The 19,127-nt window shown below is 33.3% G+C and carries 18 protein-coding genes; 14 read left to right on the top strand and 4 right to left on the bottom strand.

From position 1 onward, the window contains the following. The first annotated feature begins 179 nt into the window (after window positions 1-179). Window positions 180-368 (top strand): hypothetical protein, encoded by a 189-nt coding sequence (locus tag B7R67_RS04055; protein WP_056468536.1) that lies wholly within the window; start codon window positions 180-182, stop codon window positions 366-368. 214 nt (window positions 369-582) lie between these two features. After that, window positions 583-1,383, top strand: a complete 801-nt coding sequence (locus B7R67_RS04050; RefSeq protein WP_088067795.1) for an inositol monophosphatase family protein — start codon at window positions 583-585, stop codon at window positions 1,381-1,383. Between the two features lie 20 nt (window positions 1,384-1,403). On the opposite strand, the gene B7R67_RS04045 is transcribed toward B7R67_RS04050, so the two are convergent. Then, complete coding sequence (locus tag B7R67_RS04045) at window positions 1,404-1,589, bottom strand: DUF5325 family protein (protein ID WP_088067793.1); 186 nt, start codon at window positions 1,587-1,589, stop codon at window positions 1,404-1,406. A 198-nt stretch (window positions 1,590-1,787) separates the two neighbouring features. Here B7R67_RS04045 and typA point away from each other — a divergent pair, with 198 nt between their 5' ends. The 3 genes from typA (at window position 1,788) to B7R67_RS04030 (ending at window position 4,334) form a co-directional block, all read left to right on the top strand. Continuing rightward, window positions 1,788-3,635: a translational GTPase TypA gene (gene typA / locus B7R67_RS04040; protein ID WP_088067988.1), complete on the top strand. Its 1,848-nt coding sequence runs from the start codon at window positions 1,788-1,790 to the stop codon at window positions 3,633-3,635. Window positions 3,636-3,714: 79 nt separating this feature from the next. Further along, window positions 3,715-4,029: a YlaH-like family protein gene (locus B7R67_RS04035; protein ID WP_407920375.1), complete on the top strand. Its 315-nt coding sequence runs from the start codon at window positions 3,715-3,717 to the stop codon at window positions 4,027-4,029. A gap of 32 nt (window positions 4,030-4,061) precedes the next feature. Beyond that, a complete protein-coding gene (locus tag B7R67_RS04030) occupies window positions 4,062-4,334 on the top strand; it encodes a hypothetical protein (protein ID WP_088067791.1) in 273 nt (90 codons plus the stop codon). 358 nt (window positions 4,335-4,692) lie between these two features. Here B7R67_RS04030 and B7R67_RS04025 read toward each other — a convergent pair whose 3' ends face one another. Further along, window positions 4,693-4,893 (bottom strand): YlaI family protein, encoded by a 201-nt coding sequence (locus B7R67_RS04025; RefSeq protein ID WP_088013081.1) that lies wholly within the window; start codon window positions 4,891-4,893, stop codon window positions 4,693-4,695. Window positions 4,894-5,046: 153 nt separating this feature from the next. On the opposite strand from B7R67_RS04025, the gene B7R67_RS04020 reads away from it, so the two are divergent. Next, complete coding sequence (locus B7R67_RS04020) at window positions 5,047-5,508, top strand: PNPOx family protein (protein ID WP_088067789.1); 462 nt, start codon at window positions 5,047-5,049, stop codon at window positions 5,506-5,508. 155 nt (window positions 5,509-5,663) lie between these two features. Next, window positions 5,664-6,992, top strand: a complete 1,329-nt coding sequence (locus B7R67_RS04015; RefSeq protein ID WP_088067787.1) for a PhoH family protein — start codon at window positions 5,664-5,666, stop codon at window positions 6,990-6,992. A gap of 183 nt (window positions 6,993-7,175) precedes the next feature. Here B7R67_RS04015 and B7R67_RS04010 read toward each other — a convergent pair whose 3' ends face one another. Next, window positions 7,176-7,664, bottom strand: a complete 489-nt coding sequence (locus tag B7R67_RS04010; protein WP_088067786.1) for a hypothetical protein — start codon at window positions 7,662-7,664, stop codon at window positions 7,176-7,178. A gap of 298 nt (window positions 7,665-7,962) precedes the next feature. Between B7R67_RS04010 and B7R67_RS04005 the strand changes: the two genes are divergently transcribed. The 3 genes from B7R67_RS04005 (at window position 7,963) to pyc (ending at window position 13,102) form a co-directional block, all read left to right on the top strand. After that, a complete protein-coding gene (locus B7R67_RS04005) occupies window positions 7,963-8,253 on the top strand; it encodes a YlaN family protein (protein ID WP_088067785.1) in 291 nt (96 codons plus the stop codon). A 176-nt stretch (window positions 8,254-8,429) separates the two neighbouring features. Next, window positions 8,430-9,572 (top strand): FtsW/RodA/SpoVE family cell cycle protein, encoded by a 1,143-nt coding sequence (locus tag B7R67_RS04000; protein ID WP_088067783.1) that lies wholly within the window; start codon window positions 8,430-8,432, stop codon window positions 9,570-9,572. 80 nt (window positions 9,573-9,652) lie between these two features. Beyond that, window positions 9,653-13,102 (top strand): pyruvate carboxylase, encoded by a 3,450-nt coding sequence (gene pyc / locus B7R67_RS03995; protein ID WP_088067781.1) that lies wholly within the window; start codon window positions 9,653-9,655, stop codon window positions 13,100-13,102. Between the two features lie 119 nt (window positions 13,103-13,221). On the opposite strand, the gene B7R67_RS03990 is transcribed toward pyc, so the two are convergent. Then, a complete protein-coding gene (locus tag B7R67_RS03990; RefSeq protein WP_088067779.1) occupies window positions 13,222-14,157 on the bottom strand; it encodes a COX15/CtaA family protein in 936 nt (311 codons plus the stop codon). A gap of 398 nt (window positions 14,158-14,555) precedes the next feature. Between B7R67_RS03990 and cyoE the strand changes: the two genes are divergently transcribed. The 4 genes from cyoE (at window position 14,556) to ctaE (ending at window position 19,124) form a co-directional block, all read left to right on the top strand. Beyond that, window positions 14,556-15,476 (top strand): heme o synthase, encoded by a 921-nt coding sequence (gene cyoE, locus B7R67_RS03985; RefSeq protein WP_407920374.1) that lies wholly within the window; start codon window positions 14,556-14,558, stop codon window positions 15,474-15,476. A gap of 95 nt (window positions 15,477-15,571) precedes the next feature. After that, window positions 15,572-16,612 (top strand): cytochrome c oxidase subunit II, encoded by a 1,041-nt coding sequence (coxB, locus tag B7R67_RS03980; RefSeq protein ID WP_088067775.1) that lies wholly within the window; start codon window positions 15,572-15,574, stop codon window positions 16,610-16,612. A 32-nt stretch (window positions 16,613-16,644) separates the two neighbouring features. Further along, window positions 16,645-18,501 carry a cytochrome c oxidase subunit I gene (gene ctaD / locus B7R67_RS03975; RefSeq protein WP_088067773.1) on the top strand — a complete coding sequence of 619 codons (1,857 nt, stop codon included), beginning with the start codon at window positions 16,645-16,647 and terminating at the stop codon, window positions 18,499-18,501. Beyond that, window positions 18,501-19,124 carry a cytochrome c oxidase subunit III gene (ctaE, locus tag B7R67_RS03970; RefSeq protein ID WP_088067771.1) on the top strand — a complete coding sequence of 208 codons (624 nt, stop codon included), beginning with the start codon at window positions 18,501-18,503 and terminating at the stop codon, window positions 19,122-19,124. The genes ctaD and ctaE overlap by 1 nt, the downstream gene beginning before the upstream one ends. The last annotated feature ends 3 nt before the right edge of the window (window positions 19,125-19,127 follow it).

Below are 19,127 nucleotides of genomic sequence, written 5' to 3'. Positions count from 1 at the left end.
AATATCTCTATTTAGTATACCATGTTTGTCCAAAACAAATGGGTAGAATGTTTCTCTATAAAATAGTTACATTATAAGCTCAAATAACATATATTAGTAGCAAGATAAAAATCAGAAAATTTTGTTAATTAACTTTTACAATTTGTTTTTGCCAACTTATATTCTATGGAGGGATAATGATGAGACAAGTGATTAATGCTTTAAAAAGAACTGATGCAGAAAAGAGAATTCCTGTACTTAGATTAGAATTAGATTATGAATTAGCTACTTTATTTGATGCAATGACAGTGAATGATAATGAAGCAATGATCGAATCTAAGAAGAAATTAGAATTATTAAGATTAGAATTAATTCGTCTAGAAGCTTAGCGAGTTTTATTTACCGAACCTTTAAATAGGTTCGTTTTTCTGTGCACTAATACTTTAGCCCGCCCAATGATTTATCGTATGCCCACCCTCCAAAAAAGTTCCTCATCAGTCAAATAAAATTCATTTCATTAGGTTTTTTTAGGATAAAATTGGTAAACTGATATACAGAACCATAAAACTACTAGATTAGGACGTAGAGTTTGGAGTGTTTAACATGAAAGAAGATTGGAATAGTATTGAACAATTTGCCAGAAGTTTACTGCAAGAAGCTGCCGAAAACATTAAAAGTTCTTTATACGACTCCATAACAATTAATACAAAGTCAAATGAAAATGACTTAGTAACTAATAAAGATGAAGAAATTGAAAAATTCTTTTATGAAAAAATTAAAAAGAAATTTCCCAACCATTACCTATTAGGTGAAGAAGGAAAAGGTGATGAGTTAAATCAAGTAAATGGCATTGTATGGATTCTTGATCCAATCGATGGAACAATGAATTTTGTTCATCAAAAACGTAATTTTGCGATTTCTTTAGGGATCTATGAGAATGGGATCGGAAAAATGGGCTTTATACTTGATGTAATACATAATGAACTATATTTTGCCAAAAAAGGAGAAGGTGCTTATTTAAATGACCAAGAAATAAGTCCTTTAAAAAATATAGTACTTGAAGAGGCAATCGTGGCAGTAAATGCAATCTGGTTAACTAAAAACCGCTATTTAAACCACGAAAAATTAGGTAAGTTAATTAAAAAAGTTAGAGGTAGTAGATCATATGGATCGGCTGCAATCGAAATGGTATATGTAGCGATGGGGAGAATTGATGCATATATTACACCGAGATTATCACCTTGGGATTTTGCTGCAGGTAAAATTATTGTTGAAGAGCTCGGTGGTATTTGTACAACCTTGAAAAATGAGGAGCTTTCAATTTTAAAAAAAAGCTCAGTTTTAGTAAGTAACTCTTCGATCCAAAAAGACTTAATAACCGATTATATCGAATTTTTTCAATAAAAATAAAGAGAAGGTAAAGTTTATAACTTACCTTCTCTTTTTAATTTAGCACGTAATGAAAAACCATAACCAACTAATAATATTGATGCAATTAGTGATATACAAGCCCCAATAATGCTTTGTTCTGCTAGTGTAATACCAACAAGAATTAAAAAGATTACTGATAAAAGTGCTACACAGAATAATCGAAATTTAATGCTAGACATGGTAAATCCTCCTGTTCCAATTCTTATTTTACTCCTTGTAGAATGGGATGTAAATTTGAAAAAAACAATCTTAACGAAATATTAATGATTATTTTATTTTTAAGATTAAACATTTTATTGATATATCCTACTGTGCATGTGCTATAATGTTTTAGTTAATAATGAAAACAGATGTTTAAACATTTTAGGAGTGAATATATTTTGAAAAAAAGAGAAGATTTACGCAATATAGCGATTATTGCGCACGTTGACCATGGTAAAACAACGTTAGTTGATGAACTATTAAAACAATCTGGTACATTCCGTTCAAATGAAAATGTAAATGAACGTGCAATGGACTCAAATGATATAGAACGTGAACGTGGAATTACAATTTTAGCAAAAAACACTGCAATCCAATACGAAGGTAAACGTATCAACATCATGGATACTCCTGGTCACGCCGATTTCGGTGGAGAAGTAGAACGTATCATGAAAATGGTTGATGGTGTTCTTTTAGTAGTAGATGCTTATGAAGGATGTATGCCTCAAACTCGTTTCGTACTGAAAAAAGCTTTAGAACAACATTTAACACCAATCGTTGTTGTAAACAAAATTGACCGTGACTTTGCAAGACCAGATGAAGTAGTAGACGAAGTAATCGATCTATTTATTGAACTAGGTGCAGATGAAGATCAATTAGAATTCCCTGTTGTATTTGCTTCAGCGATCAATGGTACTTCTAGTTTAGAATCTGACCCATCGAAACAAGAACCAAATATGAATGCTTTATTCGATACAATTATTGAACACATTCCATCTCCAATCGATAATAGTGAAGAGCCGTTACAATTCCAAGTAACATTATTAGACTACAATGACTATGTAGGTCGTATCGGTATCGGACGTATTTTCCGTGGAACAATGCAAGTTGGTCAATCAGTTGCATTAATGAAACTTGATGGATCAGTTAAACAATTCCGTATTACAAAAATGTTTGGATTTATTGGGTTAAAACGTATTGAAATCCAAGAAGCAAAAGCTGGTGATTTAGTAGCAGTATCTGGTATGGAAGATATCAACGTTGGTGAAACAGTATGTCCTGCTGAACACCAAGAAGCACTTCCTATTTTACGTATTGATGAGCCAACACTTCAAATGACATTCTTAGTAAATAACTCACCTTTTGCTGGTCGTGAAGGTAAATTTGTTACTTCTCGTAAAATTGAAGAGAGATTATTACAAGAACTTCAAACTGACGTAAGTTTACGTGTAGAAAACACAGATTCTCCTGATGTATGGATCGTAAGTGGACGTGGAGAGCTTCACTTATCAATCTTAATTGAAAACATGCGTCGTGAAGGCTATGAGCTTCAAGTTTCTAAACCAGAAGTTATCATTCGTGAAATTGATGGTGTAAGATGTGAGCCTGTTGAGCATGTTCAAATCGATGTACCTGAAGAGTATACTGGTTCAATTATGGAATCAATGGGTGCTCGTAAAGGTGAAATGAGAGATATGGTGAATAATGGTAACGGCCAAGTTCGTTTAACATTTATGGTACCAGCTCGTGGATTAATTGGTTACACTACAGAGTTCTTAACGTTAACTCGTGGATATGGTATCATTAACCACTCATTCGATAGCTACCAACCAGCTATTCAAGGCCAAGTTGGTGGACGTCGTCAAGGTGTGTTAGTATCAATGGAAACTGGTAAAGCTTCAACATACGGAATTATGGGTCTTGAAGACCGTGGTGTAATTTTCCTTGAGCCAGGTACAGATGTTTATGATGGAATGATTGTTGGTGAGCATAACCGAGATAATGATTTATCAGTAAACGTTGTTAAAGTTAAACACGCTACTAACATTCGTTCAGCAAATAAAGACCAAACAACTACAATGAAAAAGCCACGTATCATGACGCTTGAAGAGTCATTAGAATACTTAAACGATGATGAGTTCTGTGAAGTTACACCTACTTCAATTCGTTTACGTAAAAAGCTTCTTGATAAAAATGAGCGTGAGCGTGCAGCTAAAAAGAAAAAATTCGCTGAACAAGAATAATTAAATTTTAAAATAATTATGATATAATAAAACCGACTAGAGAATAGTCGGTTTTATTATTTAATAGGGGGATATTGATTTGGAAACTCCAAAGGGGCTAGGGTTTGTTATCACACAACTGATCAATATTACACATGATACGAAGCTTTCGATGTGGATATTATATGGTTTAATTGTAGTTTTAAGTATTGTGGTATATCATTTAGGATTTGCCAAAAAATTAAGCATTCTTAAAATGTTAATTATTTATATTTTGTTAATGGTAGGATGTAGCTTCCTTACATTCTTAGCATTAAGAATACCGATTGTAGAAGCATTACTTGCAAGTGTATTTGTATTAGGTGTTTACAAAATTCGTTTACATCAATCAAAAAAGAATAAGGCTACTACATAATAACGTAACACACGTTAGAAAGTTGGTATAAGATGAAATCTGTTCAAGACGCTTTATATAATTGGTTAACAATTAAAGTAATTTACGAAGGTAGACCTTCAGATGAAGCTGCAAAAGAGACGTATGAGATGTTTGATTCGATTTTAAAAGAGGATCATCAAGTATCTAACGTTAAAATAGATAAAATGGAAGATTTTTATTTACTTACTTTTACACAAGGAGAAAAAGAACGCACTACGCGTTTTCCGATTGAAATGATTGATTGTTTCTTAGATCAAGTAAAAGTTAATCCAGAAAAATATTAAGAGCAGGAATAAGGAAGGGCAGGATCAAGGGGATATGGAAAGATTTAAGTCTTTAAAACCTCAGAATCCTGTTTTTTTATTTCAGTACTCTGCCAGAGAAGAATTATGAGCAGGATTAAGGGAAAGCAGGATCAAGGGGATAGGGAAAGATTTAAGTCTTTAAAACCTCAGAATCCTGTTTTTTTTATTTCAGTACTCTGCCAGAAAAGAATTAAGAGCAGGCTCAAGGGGATAGAGAAAGATTAAAGTCCTTAATACCTACCGATCCTGCTTTTTGTATTTCTTTTCCCTGCCTTTCCTATCTTTACCATAAAAAAAATAGAAGCCCGCATGGAGCTTCTATTTTTTCCTGCACTATTCACCACTCATCATTATCTTTAACCGGTTTTAAGAAACGGAATTTGCCAGTTGCAATTCTTTGTTCAGTTTTTATTTTTATTCGATCATAACATTCAGAACATGTATATGTATGGATAGGACGATTTCTTAACTTTTTTGCAATTGGTGATTCATCACTAATTGATTCACTTTTATCACAAATCATACACTTAACTCTCATGTGAAATTTCTCTCCTTATATCTGTAACTTAAGTTAACATAATTATAACAGGTTTTAGAATATATTTTTAGAAATCAGTGGTTTTTGCAGGAAGTTTTAAAAAAACTTTGAATTATATTAGTATACTCTTTAATTGAAGGAGATGGAACAGTGATGGCAAACAGTATTGAAAAAACATTGTCACCAGCTTTATTTGAAGATTGTAATAAAGAGAAGATTGTTTTTTTAAGTACGTTTAGTTCCGAAAAGAATGTACCAATAATGAATGCAATTTCTTGGATCGTCGCTTTGGATGATAAAACAATTCGCTTCGCTGTCGATCAACGCTCATTAATTTTAGCGAATATTGAGGAGGTAAAAGGTGTTTCTTTAAGTTTATTCTCTAGTGAGACAGTATTTAATATTTCAGGTAATGCATCAATCTTAACGAAGCAGATGCCTGGTATCCCATTAAAATTAGCTTGTATTGAAGTAGAAATAAATGAAGTGAAAAATATAATGTTCTATGGTTCGAAAATTACGACAGAGCCAGAGTACGCAAAAACTTATGATGAAAGAGCTGCAAAAAAATTAGATGTAGCTGTGCTAAATGGTCTGAGATCATTTGAGCTTTGATGAGAAGCATTAAATCCTATTCTAAAGTAGAGAGAAATTCATATAATATATAAACGGTTCGTCCATTCCGACTAGTAACAATGTTTGTAAGATATTCATTTTAGAATCAAGTCTAATTATTCTATTCTGTGTTATTTGAGTCAGGAGGTTAAGGATTGAGTAAAATATATGTTCTCGACACCAATGTACTATTGCAAGACCCACTAGCAATCTTTTCATTTGAAGATAACGATGTAGTTGTACCAGCTGTTGTATTAGAAGAAGTAGATTCAAAGAAGAGATATATGGATGAAGTAGGTCGTAATGCTAGGTATGTTTCCAAATTAATCGATAGCTTTCGAGAACTAGGGAAATTACATGAAAGTATTCCTCTTGAAAATGGTGGTACGTTTAGAATTGAATTAAATCATCGCTCATTTCAACAGTTACAAGAAATATTTGTTGAAAAAACTAATGATAATCGAATTTTAGCGGTTGCTAAAAATTTATCTTTAGAAGAAGAAGCCAAGGAAAATGGTAAAACTGTCATTTTAGTTAGTAAGGACACATTAGTACGAGTTAAAGCTGATGCTTTAAATTTACTAGCCGAAGACTATTTAAGCGATCGAGTTGTTGAAGTTGATCATATTTATACTGGTTATTTGGAGTACTACATAAACACAGATTTATTAAATAAATTTTATGAAAAGACTGAACTACCAGTATCAGATATTGCAAATCATCCTTTTTATCCAAATCAATTTATTGTCTTAAAGGATGCACTTGGTGGGAAAAGTTCTGCTCTTGGAGTAGTAGATAAAACAGGAACAAAAATTAAAAAATTTGTTTTTTCAAATGAACATATTTGGGGAATACGTCCAAGGAACGCACAACAATCTATGGCTTTAGAATTATTACTACGTGACGATATTCCACTTGTTACATTAATAGGTAAAGCTGGTACAGGAAAAACTTTATTGGCTTTAGCTGCGGGGTTAATGCAAACAGAAGACCTCCAAAACTATAAAAAATTGTTAGTAGCTAGACCAATCGTTCCTGTAGGGAAAGACTTAGGATATCTACCAGGTGAAAAGGATGAAAAGCTTCGACCTTGGATGCAACCAATCTATGATAATCTAGAGTATTTATTTAATACAAAAAAACCAGGTGAACTTGATGCCATTTTAGCGGGTATGGGATCGATCGAAGTGGAAGCATTAACCTATATAAGGGGCAGGAGCATTCCTGAGCAATTTATTATAATAGATGAAGCTCAAAATCTAACAAGGCATGAAGTGAAAACCATTTTAACTCGGGTTGGAGATAAGAGTAAGATTGTATTAATGGGAGATCCAGAACAAATTGATCACCCGTATCTAGATGAGTACAATAACGGTTTAACATATGTTGTTGAAAAATTTAAAGACCAAAAAATAAGTGGTCATGTAAAATTAGTAAAAGGTGAACGATCGTCAATCGCACAACTTGCTGCTGATTTATTGTAAAAAAACATCCTACCAAATTCGATTGGTAGGATGTTCTTTCTATTTACAGTAAGAAAGTATAAATGGAGATGTATAGAAAACTCGACATAGTTGCCAATTTTAATAAAGTATAAGTGTAACTAAGCCTTTGTGTTCTCTTAAAGGCTCGCCAATCGGCGAGTTTTCTTTCTATTATAAGAAAACTTATAAAATTATTTTTTGAATAGAAGTGATAGGTGCATCTTTGTTTGAACCATCATAAAAATATAAATGTACTGGTCCATTTTCAATAATTCTTTTTCCGTTATATGAAAAAGCTAAATAACTTTCGTATACAGTTTCAAAAGGTAATTTTATGACTTCACCTTCAGTTTCAATTGTAACTTCTGAATGACGATCTTTTGGCTTACTATTATCGATAAAATATGAAAACGGCATTGCATAAGATTCTTTAAGCCATTCTTTTTTTTGTGTTGCATAGAGAGGAGTATTATCAACTTTTGCTCCTTCTACAATTTCACGATCCCAATGCTTTGAAACACTTTTAGTATATTGTTCAAGCTCATCAACCTTTTTTACATCACCAGCTAATAAGCTTTCTAGTTTTACTTTTCTTTCATCAAAGATCCAAACACTTGGATCAATCGTTAATGGAAATTCCACGTTACCAGTCAATTGAAATACATCACTCATACTAAAACTCCTTTTATGAATTGAATCTATCTATAGTGTACGACTAATTGTGGTAAAAAGACAATTAAAAGGCAGGAATTAAGAGCAGGAAGAGCAGGAAGGGTCAGGATAATACCTGGATAGTCTATTCATCAATACAAACTGAAGAAATACTCTAATGTAATTTTAATAAAGAAAGTGTTGCAAAAAAACATTTTTCTAGTAATGATATTTGTAATTCGTATGATTTAAGTTGATTTTTCCTAAAAAGAACTATAATATTAAGTAGTATAGCTTGTACGGAAGCGGAGGGAGAAAATTGAGGTCTGATGCTGTAACAGATTACAAAAATAAAGCATTTGATTTATTAAAAAAAGATGCTGAAAAAATATTAAAGTTAATAAATGTACAACTTGATCATTTAACAATGCCACAATGCCCTCTATATGAAGAGGTTTTAGATACTCAAATGTTTGGCTTATCAAGAGAAATTGATTTTGCTTCTCGATTAGGTTTGATTGAAGCAGAACAAGGGAAAGAGCTTCTTTCTGAACTTGAGCGACAACTATCTGCCCTGCATGAAGCGTTTACAGATCAAAAGAATAAATAGATATAATTTACAAGAACTCAAACAATTTATTGTTTGAGTTTTTTTGTAACTTTTTTTTATTGGTTATTAGGAATAAATCTATTAATCTATGTTACAATATTTTTATTTATAAAGGGAATTTGACAAAATAGTTGAATACATAAAGTATAACGAATCAAAGCAGGGATGATTAAGTAATGTTAAAAAAATATTTAAAAAATGTGGATTATATGATTTTTGTTCCATTATTAGTTTTATGTTTATTTGGTTTAATTATGGTATATAGTGCAAGCTCAGCATTACCAACTATTCGTTATCAGAGTGAGCATTGGCCAAGCGATTATTTCTTCCATAAGCAATTAGTTGCATTTGAAGTAGGTATGCTTGTATTTCTTATCATGACGATCATACCCGCAACAATCTTCAAAAAGAGAATAATAGTATTACTGAATGTAATTGTTAGTATTGGATTGCTCTTAGCAGTTTTAGCATTTGGTGAAGTTAGAAATAATGCAAAAAGTTGGGTATTTGGAATTCAGCCAGCAGAGTTAATTAAATTAGGCTCAATTATGTTGCTAGCTGCATGGTATTCAAAAAGGCAAAAAGGGATTACTAAGAACTGGAAAATGTTATTTGCTCCATGGGCAATTGTAGCAGTCTATATTATCTTATTAAGATTACAACCCGATACAGGTACTGCGTTACTGATCATTGGTACTTGCGCCGTTATTTCGTTTTGTAGTGGTTTTATTGTAAAGAGGTTAATCCTCATATTTGCAGGAGGAATTGTCCTTCTTTATCCAATTATTAGTATTTGTATCAGCTTTGGAATTGGTTTAACGAATGTACAGGTAAACCGATTTTTAGCTTTCCGAAATCCTTTTGAATACGCACAAAGTATAGGCTTTCAAATCGTTAATTCTTTAATTGCTTTCGCAAATGGTGGATTAACAGGAGTTGGGCTAGGAAAGAGTATTCAAAAATTGGGTTATTTACCTGAACCTCATACTGACTTTATCTTAGCGATAATTGGCGAAGAGACGGGCTTAATTGGTGTCATTGTAGTACTATTATGTATCTTTATCATTGTATGGCGAGGATTGCTAATAGCTCATCAATCAAATGATTCATTTGATTCCCTATTAGCTACAGGAATTAGTGCAATTATCGTCATTCAATCATTTGTAAATATAGGAGGAGTTACTTCGTTAATTCCACTTACAGGTGTACCGTTGCCTTTTGTTAGTTATGGTGGTACCTCATTGATTGTAATGCTTTCCATGGTAGGTATTTTAATGAATATATCAATACGCAATAAGATTAAAAAAGAAACTTTATAAATTCTTCATAAATGCATTTTGAAAAAGTTTGTTCTTAATTTATTGATAATTATCTTTCATAAATACAGGAGGCTTAAAAAATGACTTACACGAAACAGATTAAAAAAGTTCTTGTTGCTAACCGAGGTGAAATCGCGATTCGAGTATTTCGAGCGTGCACTGAATTAGGGATTAGAACTGTTGGAATTTATTCGAAAGAGGATGAAGGGTCATATCACCGTTATAAAGCTGACGAAGCATATATAGTTGGGAAAGGTAAAAAACCAATTGATGCTTATCTTGATATTGAAGGTATTATTGAAATTGCAAAGAAGAACAATGTAGATGCAATCCATCCTGGTTATGGATTCTTATCAGAAAATATTAAATTCGCTGAGAGATGCGAAGAAGAGGGCATTCTATTTATAGGTCCTTATTCAAGGCATCTAGATATTTTTGGAGATAAAATTAAAGCTAAGCAGCAGGCGCAAAAAGCAAATCTACCAATTATTCCAGGTACCAATGGTCCGGTTAGATCATTAGAAGATGTAGTTGAATTTGGTGAAACTTATGGTTTCCCAATCATCATTAAAGCTGCACTTGGTGGTGGCGGGCGTGGAATGAGAATAGTGCGCACAAACGCTGGTTTAAAAGATGCTTATGAGCGTGCCAAATCGGAAGCAAAAGCTGCTTTTGGTAATGATGAGGTTTATGTTGAAAAATATATTGAAAATCCTAAGCATATTGAAGTTCAAATATTAGGAGACCATCAAGGAAATATCATTCATTTATTTGAACGAGATTGTTCGATCCAAAGAAGACATCAAAAATTAGTTGAAGTTGCACCATGTACTTCAATTTCTGAAGAGCTTCGTATCCGTATTTGTGATGCAGCGGTTCAGTTAATGAAAGATGTTGAATATGTAAATGCGGGAACTGTAGAGTTTTTAGTTTCAGGCAATGATTTTTATTTTATAGAAGTAAATCCTCGTGTCCAAGTTGAACATACGATTACAGAAATGATTACAGGAATTGATATCGTTCAAACGCAAATCTTAATTGCACAAGGACATAGTTTACATAGTGATAGAGTAGGAATTCCATTACAAGAGGACATTCCTAGAATTGGTTTTGCTATTCAAGCCCGCGTTACAACAGAAGATCCATTAAACAATTTCATGCCAGATACAGGGAAGATTATGGCTTACCGTTCTGGTGGTGGATTTGGTGTAAGATTGGATACTGGAAACAGTTTCCAAGGTGCAGTTATTACACCTTATTATGATTCTTTACTTGTAAAATTAACGACACATGCACTTACATTCGATGGTGCGATAGCAAAATTAAATCGTAACTTAAAAGAATTCCGTATTCGGGGAATTAAAACGAATATTCCATTTTTAGAAAATGTTACAACTCACCCTGACTTCTTGTCTGGTGAATACAATACGTCTTTTGTTGATTCTTCTCCTGAATTATTTGTTTTTGCAAAACGAAGAGATCGTGGAACAAAATTATTAAATTATATTGGAAATGTAACAGTAAATGGGTTTCCAGGTATTACTGTAAAAGAAAAACCAACATTTGATGACATCATCATTCCAAATGTTAAAGATATTAAAGTTGCAGAAAATGGAACAAAGCAATTATTAGATAAGCTAGGTCCTGACGAATTCTCAAAATGGTTAAAAAATCAGCCGAATGTTTTATTCACTGATACAACATTTAGGGATGCACATCAATCATTATTAGCAACACGAATTCGTTCGAAAGATTTAATTACCGTTGCAGAGCAAACATCTAAATTATTACCTAATTTATTTTCTATGGAAATGTGGGGCGGAGCGACTTTCGATGTTGCATATCGTTTCTTAAATGAAGATCCATGGGAAAGATTATTAAATCTAAGACAGCTAGTACCAAACGTACTATTCCAAATGTTATTACGTGGTTCTAATGCGGTAGGATATAAAAACTACCCAGATAATTTAGTCAAAAAATTTATTGAAGCATCGGCTCAAGCCGGAATCGACGTATTCCGAATTTTCGATAGCCTAAATTGGATTAAAGGAATGGAAGTAGCAATTGATGCTGTTCGAGAAAATGGTAAACTTGCTGAAGCGTCGATTTGCTATACAGGTGATATTTTAGATCCAACTAAGACGAAATATAATTTAGCTTATTATAAAGAGCTTGCTAAAGATCTAGAATCGGCAGGGGCACATATTCTTGCAATTAAGGATATGGCAGGTCTATTAAAGCCTCAGGCTGCTTATACATTAATTAGTGAGTTGAAGGATACTGTTAATTTACCGATCCACTTACATACACATGATACAAGTGGAAATGGGTTATTTACGTACGTTAAAGCTATTGAAGCAGGTGTTGATGTAGTAGACGTTGCGATTGGCAGTATGTCAGGGTTAACTTCTCAACCAAGTGCAAATAGTTTATATTACGCACTTCAAGGTTCAAATCATGAAACGAATTTAAATATTAACGGTTTGGAACAATTATCAACTTATTGGGAAGGCGTACGTAAATATTATAGTAGTTTCGAAAGTGGTATGGTTTCACCGCATACAGAAGTATACCAACATGAAATGCCAGGTGGTCAATACTCAAATCTAAAACAACAAGCTAAAGGTGTTGGATTAGGAGACCGTTTTGAAGAAGTTAAGGATATGTATGGTCGCGTAAATCAACTGTTTGGTGATGTAGTAAAAGTTACACCGTCTTCTAAAGTAGTAGGAGATATGGCATTATTTATGGTTCAAAATAATTTAGATGAAGATGCTGTTTATGAAAAAGGTGAAGGGATCGATTTTCCTGACTCAGTTATCGAATTCTTTGAAGGTCAATTAGGACAGCCTCATGGTGGATTTCCAAAGAGTTTACAGCGCATTATCTTAAAAGGTAGACAACCTTTAACAGAGAGAGCTGGAGAGACTTTAAAACCTATTGACTTTAAAGATGTTGAGGAATACTTATTTAGTGCTTTAAAGCGTCAAGTTACGAATTTTGATATACTAGCTTATTGCCTATATCCAAAAGTATTTATGGACTATCAAAAGAATGTAGAGAGCTATGGTGATTTATCGGTGTTAGATACACCAACTTTCTTCCATGGTATGAAATTAGATGAAGAGATTAAAGTTGAGATCGAACGCGGAAAAACTTTAATTGTTAAGCTAGTTTCAATTGGACAAGCTCAGCCGGATGCTACAAGAGTAATTTATTTTGAATTAAACGGTCAACCACGTGAAATTGTTATTAAGGATTACTCAATCAAATCGACTGTTGTTCAAAAAAGAAAAGGGGATTCTAGTAATCCGAATCATATAAATGCGACAATGCCAGGAACAGTATTAAATGTATTAGTTAAAAAGGGCGATGTTGTAGAAAAAGGTCAAACTTTAGCAATTACTGAAGCGATGAAAATGGAAACAACTGTTCAATCTCCATTTATTGGTGTCGTTAGGGACATCTTAATTACTTCTGGTGAAAGCATTTCAACAGGAGATCTATTAATCGAATTAGAACAAAAATAAAGAAATCTCATGAGTTAACGAGCTTTAGAGAAAGAATGGGGAGTAGGTAACTACTCCTTAACTCATATACAAGAAAAAAAGGTATTTCTTCTACAATCATGTGGAAGAAATACCTTTTTTTATGAGATGTTTTTATTTTGAACTAGCATTTGATTCGAGCTTTTACTTCTCGTACAAACTAAACTTTGGAAACTAAATATTGCAAATAAGCAGGAAATCAAAATAGCATGTGTTAACGCTACGAAAATATTTAAGTTTGTTAGAACAATTAAAGCGCCACAAATTACTTGTAACGAAACTAGAATAAGTGAAACTAACCATCCTAAATAAATGCCACGTTCTTTACGGTAGTTTTTAAATGCATGGACAAATGCAATAACGACCCAAACAAACAGTAGAAATGCTGCGAATCGATGCCCCATTTGAATCCATTCATGTAATTGAGTCGGAATACCATTGTTTACTTTACTACATAAAGGCCAGCTAGGACACGCTAAGCTAGCGTTTTCATGACGAACTAGAGCACCTGTATAAACTACTAAGTATGAATAAATCCATAATCCATAAGTATGAAATTTCAATTTTTTTCCGACGTAAAATGTATCTTTTTGGTAATTGCGGTCACGTTCAAAAATTAATAAAGTTAACATGACAACTGCTGCGAAACAGATTAGTGAAATACCAAAGTGAATGGCTTTAACTGCGGGATTTTGTCCCCAAACTACAGCTGCTGCTCCAATTAATGCTTGAGCAACTAAAAAAATACAAGATATGATTGCTAAAAACTTTGTTTCTCTTTTATGAGGAATGATGATCCAAGCAAGCACTGCTAATAATAAAACAAATATTCCAGCTAGACCTGATGCAGCTCGATGTGATAATTCAATTACCGTTTGAATTGTTAAATTATCAGGAATGATTTGACCTTTACATAATGGCCAAGACCTTCCACAACCGAGTCCAGAATTAGTCTTTGTTACGAGCGCCCCACCCAATAAAACAATTAAGAGAATGAATGAGGTTATTAATGATACCCCTTTTAAAACACGTAGCAAAGTATACACACCCACTTTTATAAAATAATAATTATTTTAAAATTTATTTATTAAAAAAATTATTCTGCAAATAATACTTCTATATCATATAAGATTACGACATAAAATTCAAAGGTAACCTTCATAATTAGACATAATATTTGTTTTTTCTTAAGTTTGAATGTATTCATTTTAAAAATATAGAAATAATTAATTTTATAATTAAATAGTATTTAGTATTGAAAAGATAGGCTGTATACGTTAAAATTTTTGTGATACGTACACAATTTGTTCATATATTTATCACAAAAATTTCATTTAATTTAGTTTAATAGATGTATACTTAAATTAAAAATTCATTAATGTCCATTAAAATATGGGATGAGTTATGAAGTTTTGTTGAAAAGAGGAGGATTGACTTGGCACAATTAGCTAATAATGTTTCTAAAGACGGAGATGCGGATCATCCTTCTACTTCGCTAAAGAAAGACTTACTTTCTTTAATGAAAATAGGGATCGTAAACTCTAATATTCTGACAACGTTTACAGGTATCTGGTTAGCAATCCAAATAAATGGATTAGATATATTAGACTCTTTACCAACAGCAATATTGACAGTAATTGGTTCATCGTTAATTATTGCAGGTTCATGCGTAATCAATAACTATATTGATCGTGATATTGATCCTTACATGGAAAGAACTAAAAACAGACCAACTGTAACGGGTAATATTAAACCAAGTGTTACAATATCAATTGGTATTCTTTTATTAATTGTGGGCTTTACTTTTATGGCTTTCACAACCTTAATGGCTGTTGTATATGCATTTATTGGTGCATTTACATATATCGTACTATACACTCTTTGGACGAAACGTAATTACACGTTAAACACAGTAGTAGGTAGTATATCTGGTGCAGCACCCCCATTGATTGGATGGGCAGCAATTGATGCTAATTTGCATCCTATTGCATGGATGCTGTTTTTAATCATGTTTATTTGGCAACCACCACATTTCTTAGCTCTTGCGATGCGTCGTTCTGAGGAATACAGAAGAGCTGGAATTCCAATGCTTCCAGTTGTTTATGGATTTGAAATGACGAAACGTCAAGTTATGATTTGGGTATTATGTTTATTACCATTGCCATTTTACATGCAAGCTCTAGGTTTACCATTTATTATTTTTGCAACAATATTGAATATTGGATGGGTTATTTTAGGAATCTATTGTTATAAACAAAAGGACGATCAAAAGTTCTCTAAATTAATGTTTATATACTCAATTAACTATTTAACTCTTCTATTTATGTCAATGATTGTGTTTACAATTTCGTTTTAATTAGGGGTATTACGGGGGATTTTTTTATTGTTTGTTTAATCTTATTTTTAAATAAGAATGAAACACTTTAAATTGAAAGAGGGGGAAGTATACTTATGAAACATTGGCGATTAGTCTCGCTAATTTCCTTGATAGCAGTTATATTGAGTGCATGTGGTCATGCAAATCAATCTACACTGAATCCTCAAGGTGAAGTAGCAAAAATGCAATACGATCTAATGAAGCTTAGTACGATCATCATGGTATTCGTTGTTGCTGTTGTAACAGTACTTTTCCTTTATGTGATCGTGAAATATCGTCACCGTAAAGGTCAAGAAAATATTATTCCGAAGCAAGTAGAAGGTAGTCATACTCTAGAGTTACTTTGGACTATTATTCCTGTTATTTTACTTATTGTATTAGCAGTTCCAACAGTATCACAAACGTTTAAGCTTTCAGATGAGAAGCAAATTGCAAAAGATGAAAAGAAAAAGAATGCAATTGTAATTAATGTAAACGCTCATCTTTTCTGGTGGGAATTTGAGTATCCTAAACAAAAATTTATCACTTCTCAAGATATGTACATCCCAGTTGGTAAAAAAGTTATCTTAAACTTAAAAGGTCAAGATATTAAACACTCATTCTGGGTACCATCATTAGCTGGTAAAATTGATACAAACGTTGAAGGTGAAAATAGAATGTGGCTTTCAGCGGATAAAGAAGGTACATATAATGGATTCTGTGCAGAGTTTTGTGGTCCTTCACATTCATTAATGCAATTTAAAGTTAAGGTTGTAAGTCAAGCAGCCTATGATAAATGGTTAGCAGATATGAAAAATCAAAAAGGTCAAGCTGTTACAGCAGATGCTCAAGAAGGTGAAAAAATCTTCAAACAAAGCTGTATCGGTTGTCATGCTGCAGATGCAAATGATACAAGACCTCCAGCTGCACGACTTGCTCCAAACTTAGCAAACTTCGGTGATCGAGATATGGTTGCTGGTATTGCTAAAAATAATGAAGCAAATATCAAAAAATGGTTAACAAATCCAGAAGCTATGAAACCAGGTAACCTGATGACAGGTAAATATGGTGACTTATCATCTGATCAAATTGATGCGTTAACTGCTTACTTAACAAGCTTGAAAATTGCAAAATAATTTAATGGATATGAAGCAAAGGGGGTAATACTGTGAGTTCTGTAGCGAAAAAGAAACCACTATTGTGGGACTACTTAACGACAGTCGACCATAAGAAAATTGCGATCCTGTATTTAATTGCTGGTGGATTCTTTTTCTTAGTTGGTGGAATGGAAGCGTTATTTATTCGTATACAATTAATTAAGCCAGACAACACTTTCTTAGTTGGTGACGCTTATAACCAAGTATTAACAATGCATGGTACAACAATGATTTTCTTGGCGGCGATGCCGTTGATCTTTGCATTTTTTAACGCAGTAGTACCATTACAAATTGGTGCTCGTGACGTAGCGTTCCCGTTTTTAAATTCTTTAGGTTTTTGGTTATTTTTCTTCGGAGGAGTTTTCTTAAACTTAAGTTGGTTCTTAGGTGGAGCACCTGACGCAGGTTGGACATCTTATGCGACTTTAGCTCTACATAGTAAATCACATGGTGTAGACTTCTATTTATTAGGTCTACAGGTTTCAGGTATTGGTACATTAGCAGGTGGTATTAACTTCCTAGCAACGATAATTAATATGCGTGCTCCAGGAATGACTTACATGCGTATGCCACTATTTACTTGGACAGTATTTGTAACATCAGCACTTATTTTATTCGCGTTCCCAGCATTAACAATTGGGTTAGCGCTATTAATGTTTGACCGCCTATTTGGAACAGCATTCTTTGATGCTTCATTAGGTGGAAACTCAATGATCTTTGAACATTTATTCTGGATTTTCGGACATCCAGAGGTTTACATTCTTATTTTACCTGCATTTGGTATCTTCTCTGATATCATTCCAGCATTCTCTAAGAAAAGATTATTCGGATATTCTTCAATGGTATTCGCTACAGTATTAATCGGTTTCTTAGGATTCATGGTGTGGGCTCACCACATGTTTACAGATGGTCTTGGTGCAGTAGCAAATGCAATCTTCGCAGTTGCAACAATGGCAATTGCAGTACCTACAGGGGTTAAAATCTTTAACTGGTTATTAACAATGTGGGGCGGACAAATTCGTTTTACAACGCCAATGCTTTGGTCAGTAGCATTTATTCCATCATTCGTACTTGGTGGGGTAACAGGTATCATGAACGCAGCAGCTCCTGCTGACTATCAATTCCATGATAGTTATTTCGTAGTAGCTCACTTCCACTACGTAATCGTAGGTGGAGTAGTATTTGGTATCTTTGCCGGTGCACATTACTGGTGGCCAAAAATGTTTGGTAAAATGCTTAGTGAAAAACTAGGTAAACTTACATTTGCATTATTCTTTATTGGTTTCCATTTAACTTTCTTTATCCAACATTTCTTAGGATTAATGGGTATGCCTCGTCGTTACTTTACATATTTACCAGGACAAGGCTTAGATACTGGAAACTTAATCAGTTCCATTGGAGCAATGTTCATGGGACTTGCTACAATCGTATTATTAATCAATGTAGTTTACACTGCATTTAAAGGTAAAAAGGCAGAAGCAGATGCATGGGGTGTAGGTCGTACACTTGAATGGTCAATCTCTTCTCCAGCACCAGAATATAACTTTGCTCAAATTCCATATGTTCGTGGATTAGATGCTTTATGGGTAGAAAAAATGGAAGGTGACGGCAAAATGACACCTGCTGAGCCATTAGGTGATATTCATATGCCAAACTCATCTATTTTACCGTTTATTATGTCACTTGGATTATTTATTGCTTCATTTGGGGCAATGTATAATGATCAACTTAAGAACCACACGGCAGTTGGTGTATTAATCCTTGGATTATTCATCACTTTCGGATCAATGTTCTTACGTTCATGGATTGATGATCACGGATTCCATATCCATAAAGAAGACATAGCTAAAGAGGGGGTTAAGGCATAATGGAAATGAATCAAAAGTTTACAGCTGAAACGTTTCCTCATAACCCTGAAAAAGCTACTGAAGAAGGCAAAAATAAGTTTTTAGCATTTTGGCTATTTCTAGGTGGAGAAACAGTTTTATTCGCTTCTTTATTTGGAACGTTCTTAGCATTAAGAAACTCTACTGCTGGTGGAGCTAGTGCTGCGGAAATGTTTGAACCTAAACTAGTATTTATTGCTACTATGTTACTTTTAACATCTTCACTTACAAGTGTTTATGCTATGTACCATATGAAAAACTTTGAACACAAAAAGATGATGTTATGGTTAGGCATAACTGTATTATTAGGATTAGGATTTTTATTATTAGAAATTTACGAATTTAGACACTATATGCACGAATATCACTTTACAATTAAGAGCAGTGCATTTGGTTCTGCATTCTATACTCTAGTAGGTACTCATGGTGCTCACGTATTTGTAGGTTTACTATGGATTACTACTTTAATGCTTAGAAATGCTGGAAGAGGTTTAAATTTATACAACGCTCCGAAGTTCTACGTAGCTAGCTTATACTGGCACTTCATCGACGTAGTATGGATTTTCATCTTTACAGTAGTATACTTAATGGGAATGGTGGGATAAGGA

The sequence above is a fragment of the Gottfriedia luciferensis genome, from assembly GCF_002156865.1.
GTDB lineage: Bacteria > Bacillota > Bacilli > Bacillales > Bacillaceae_G > Gottfriedia > Gottfriedia luciferensis.
Note: the sequence above shows the minus strand (reverse complement) of the source record. Positions and strands in the feature narration are given on the sequence as shown.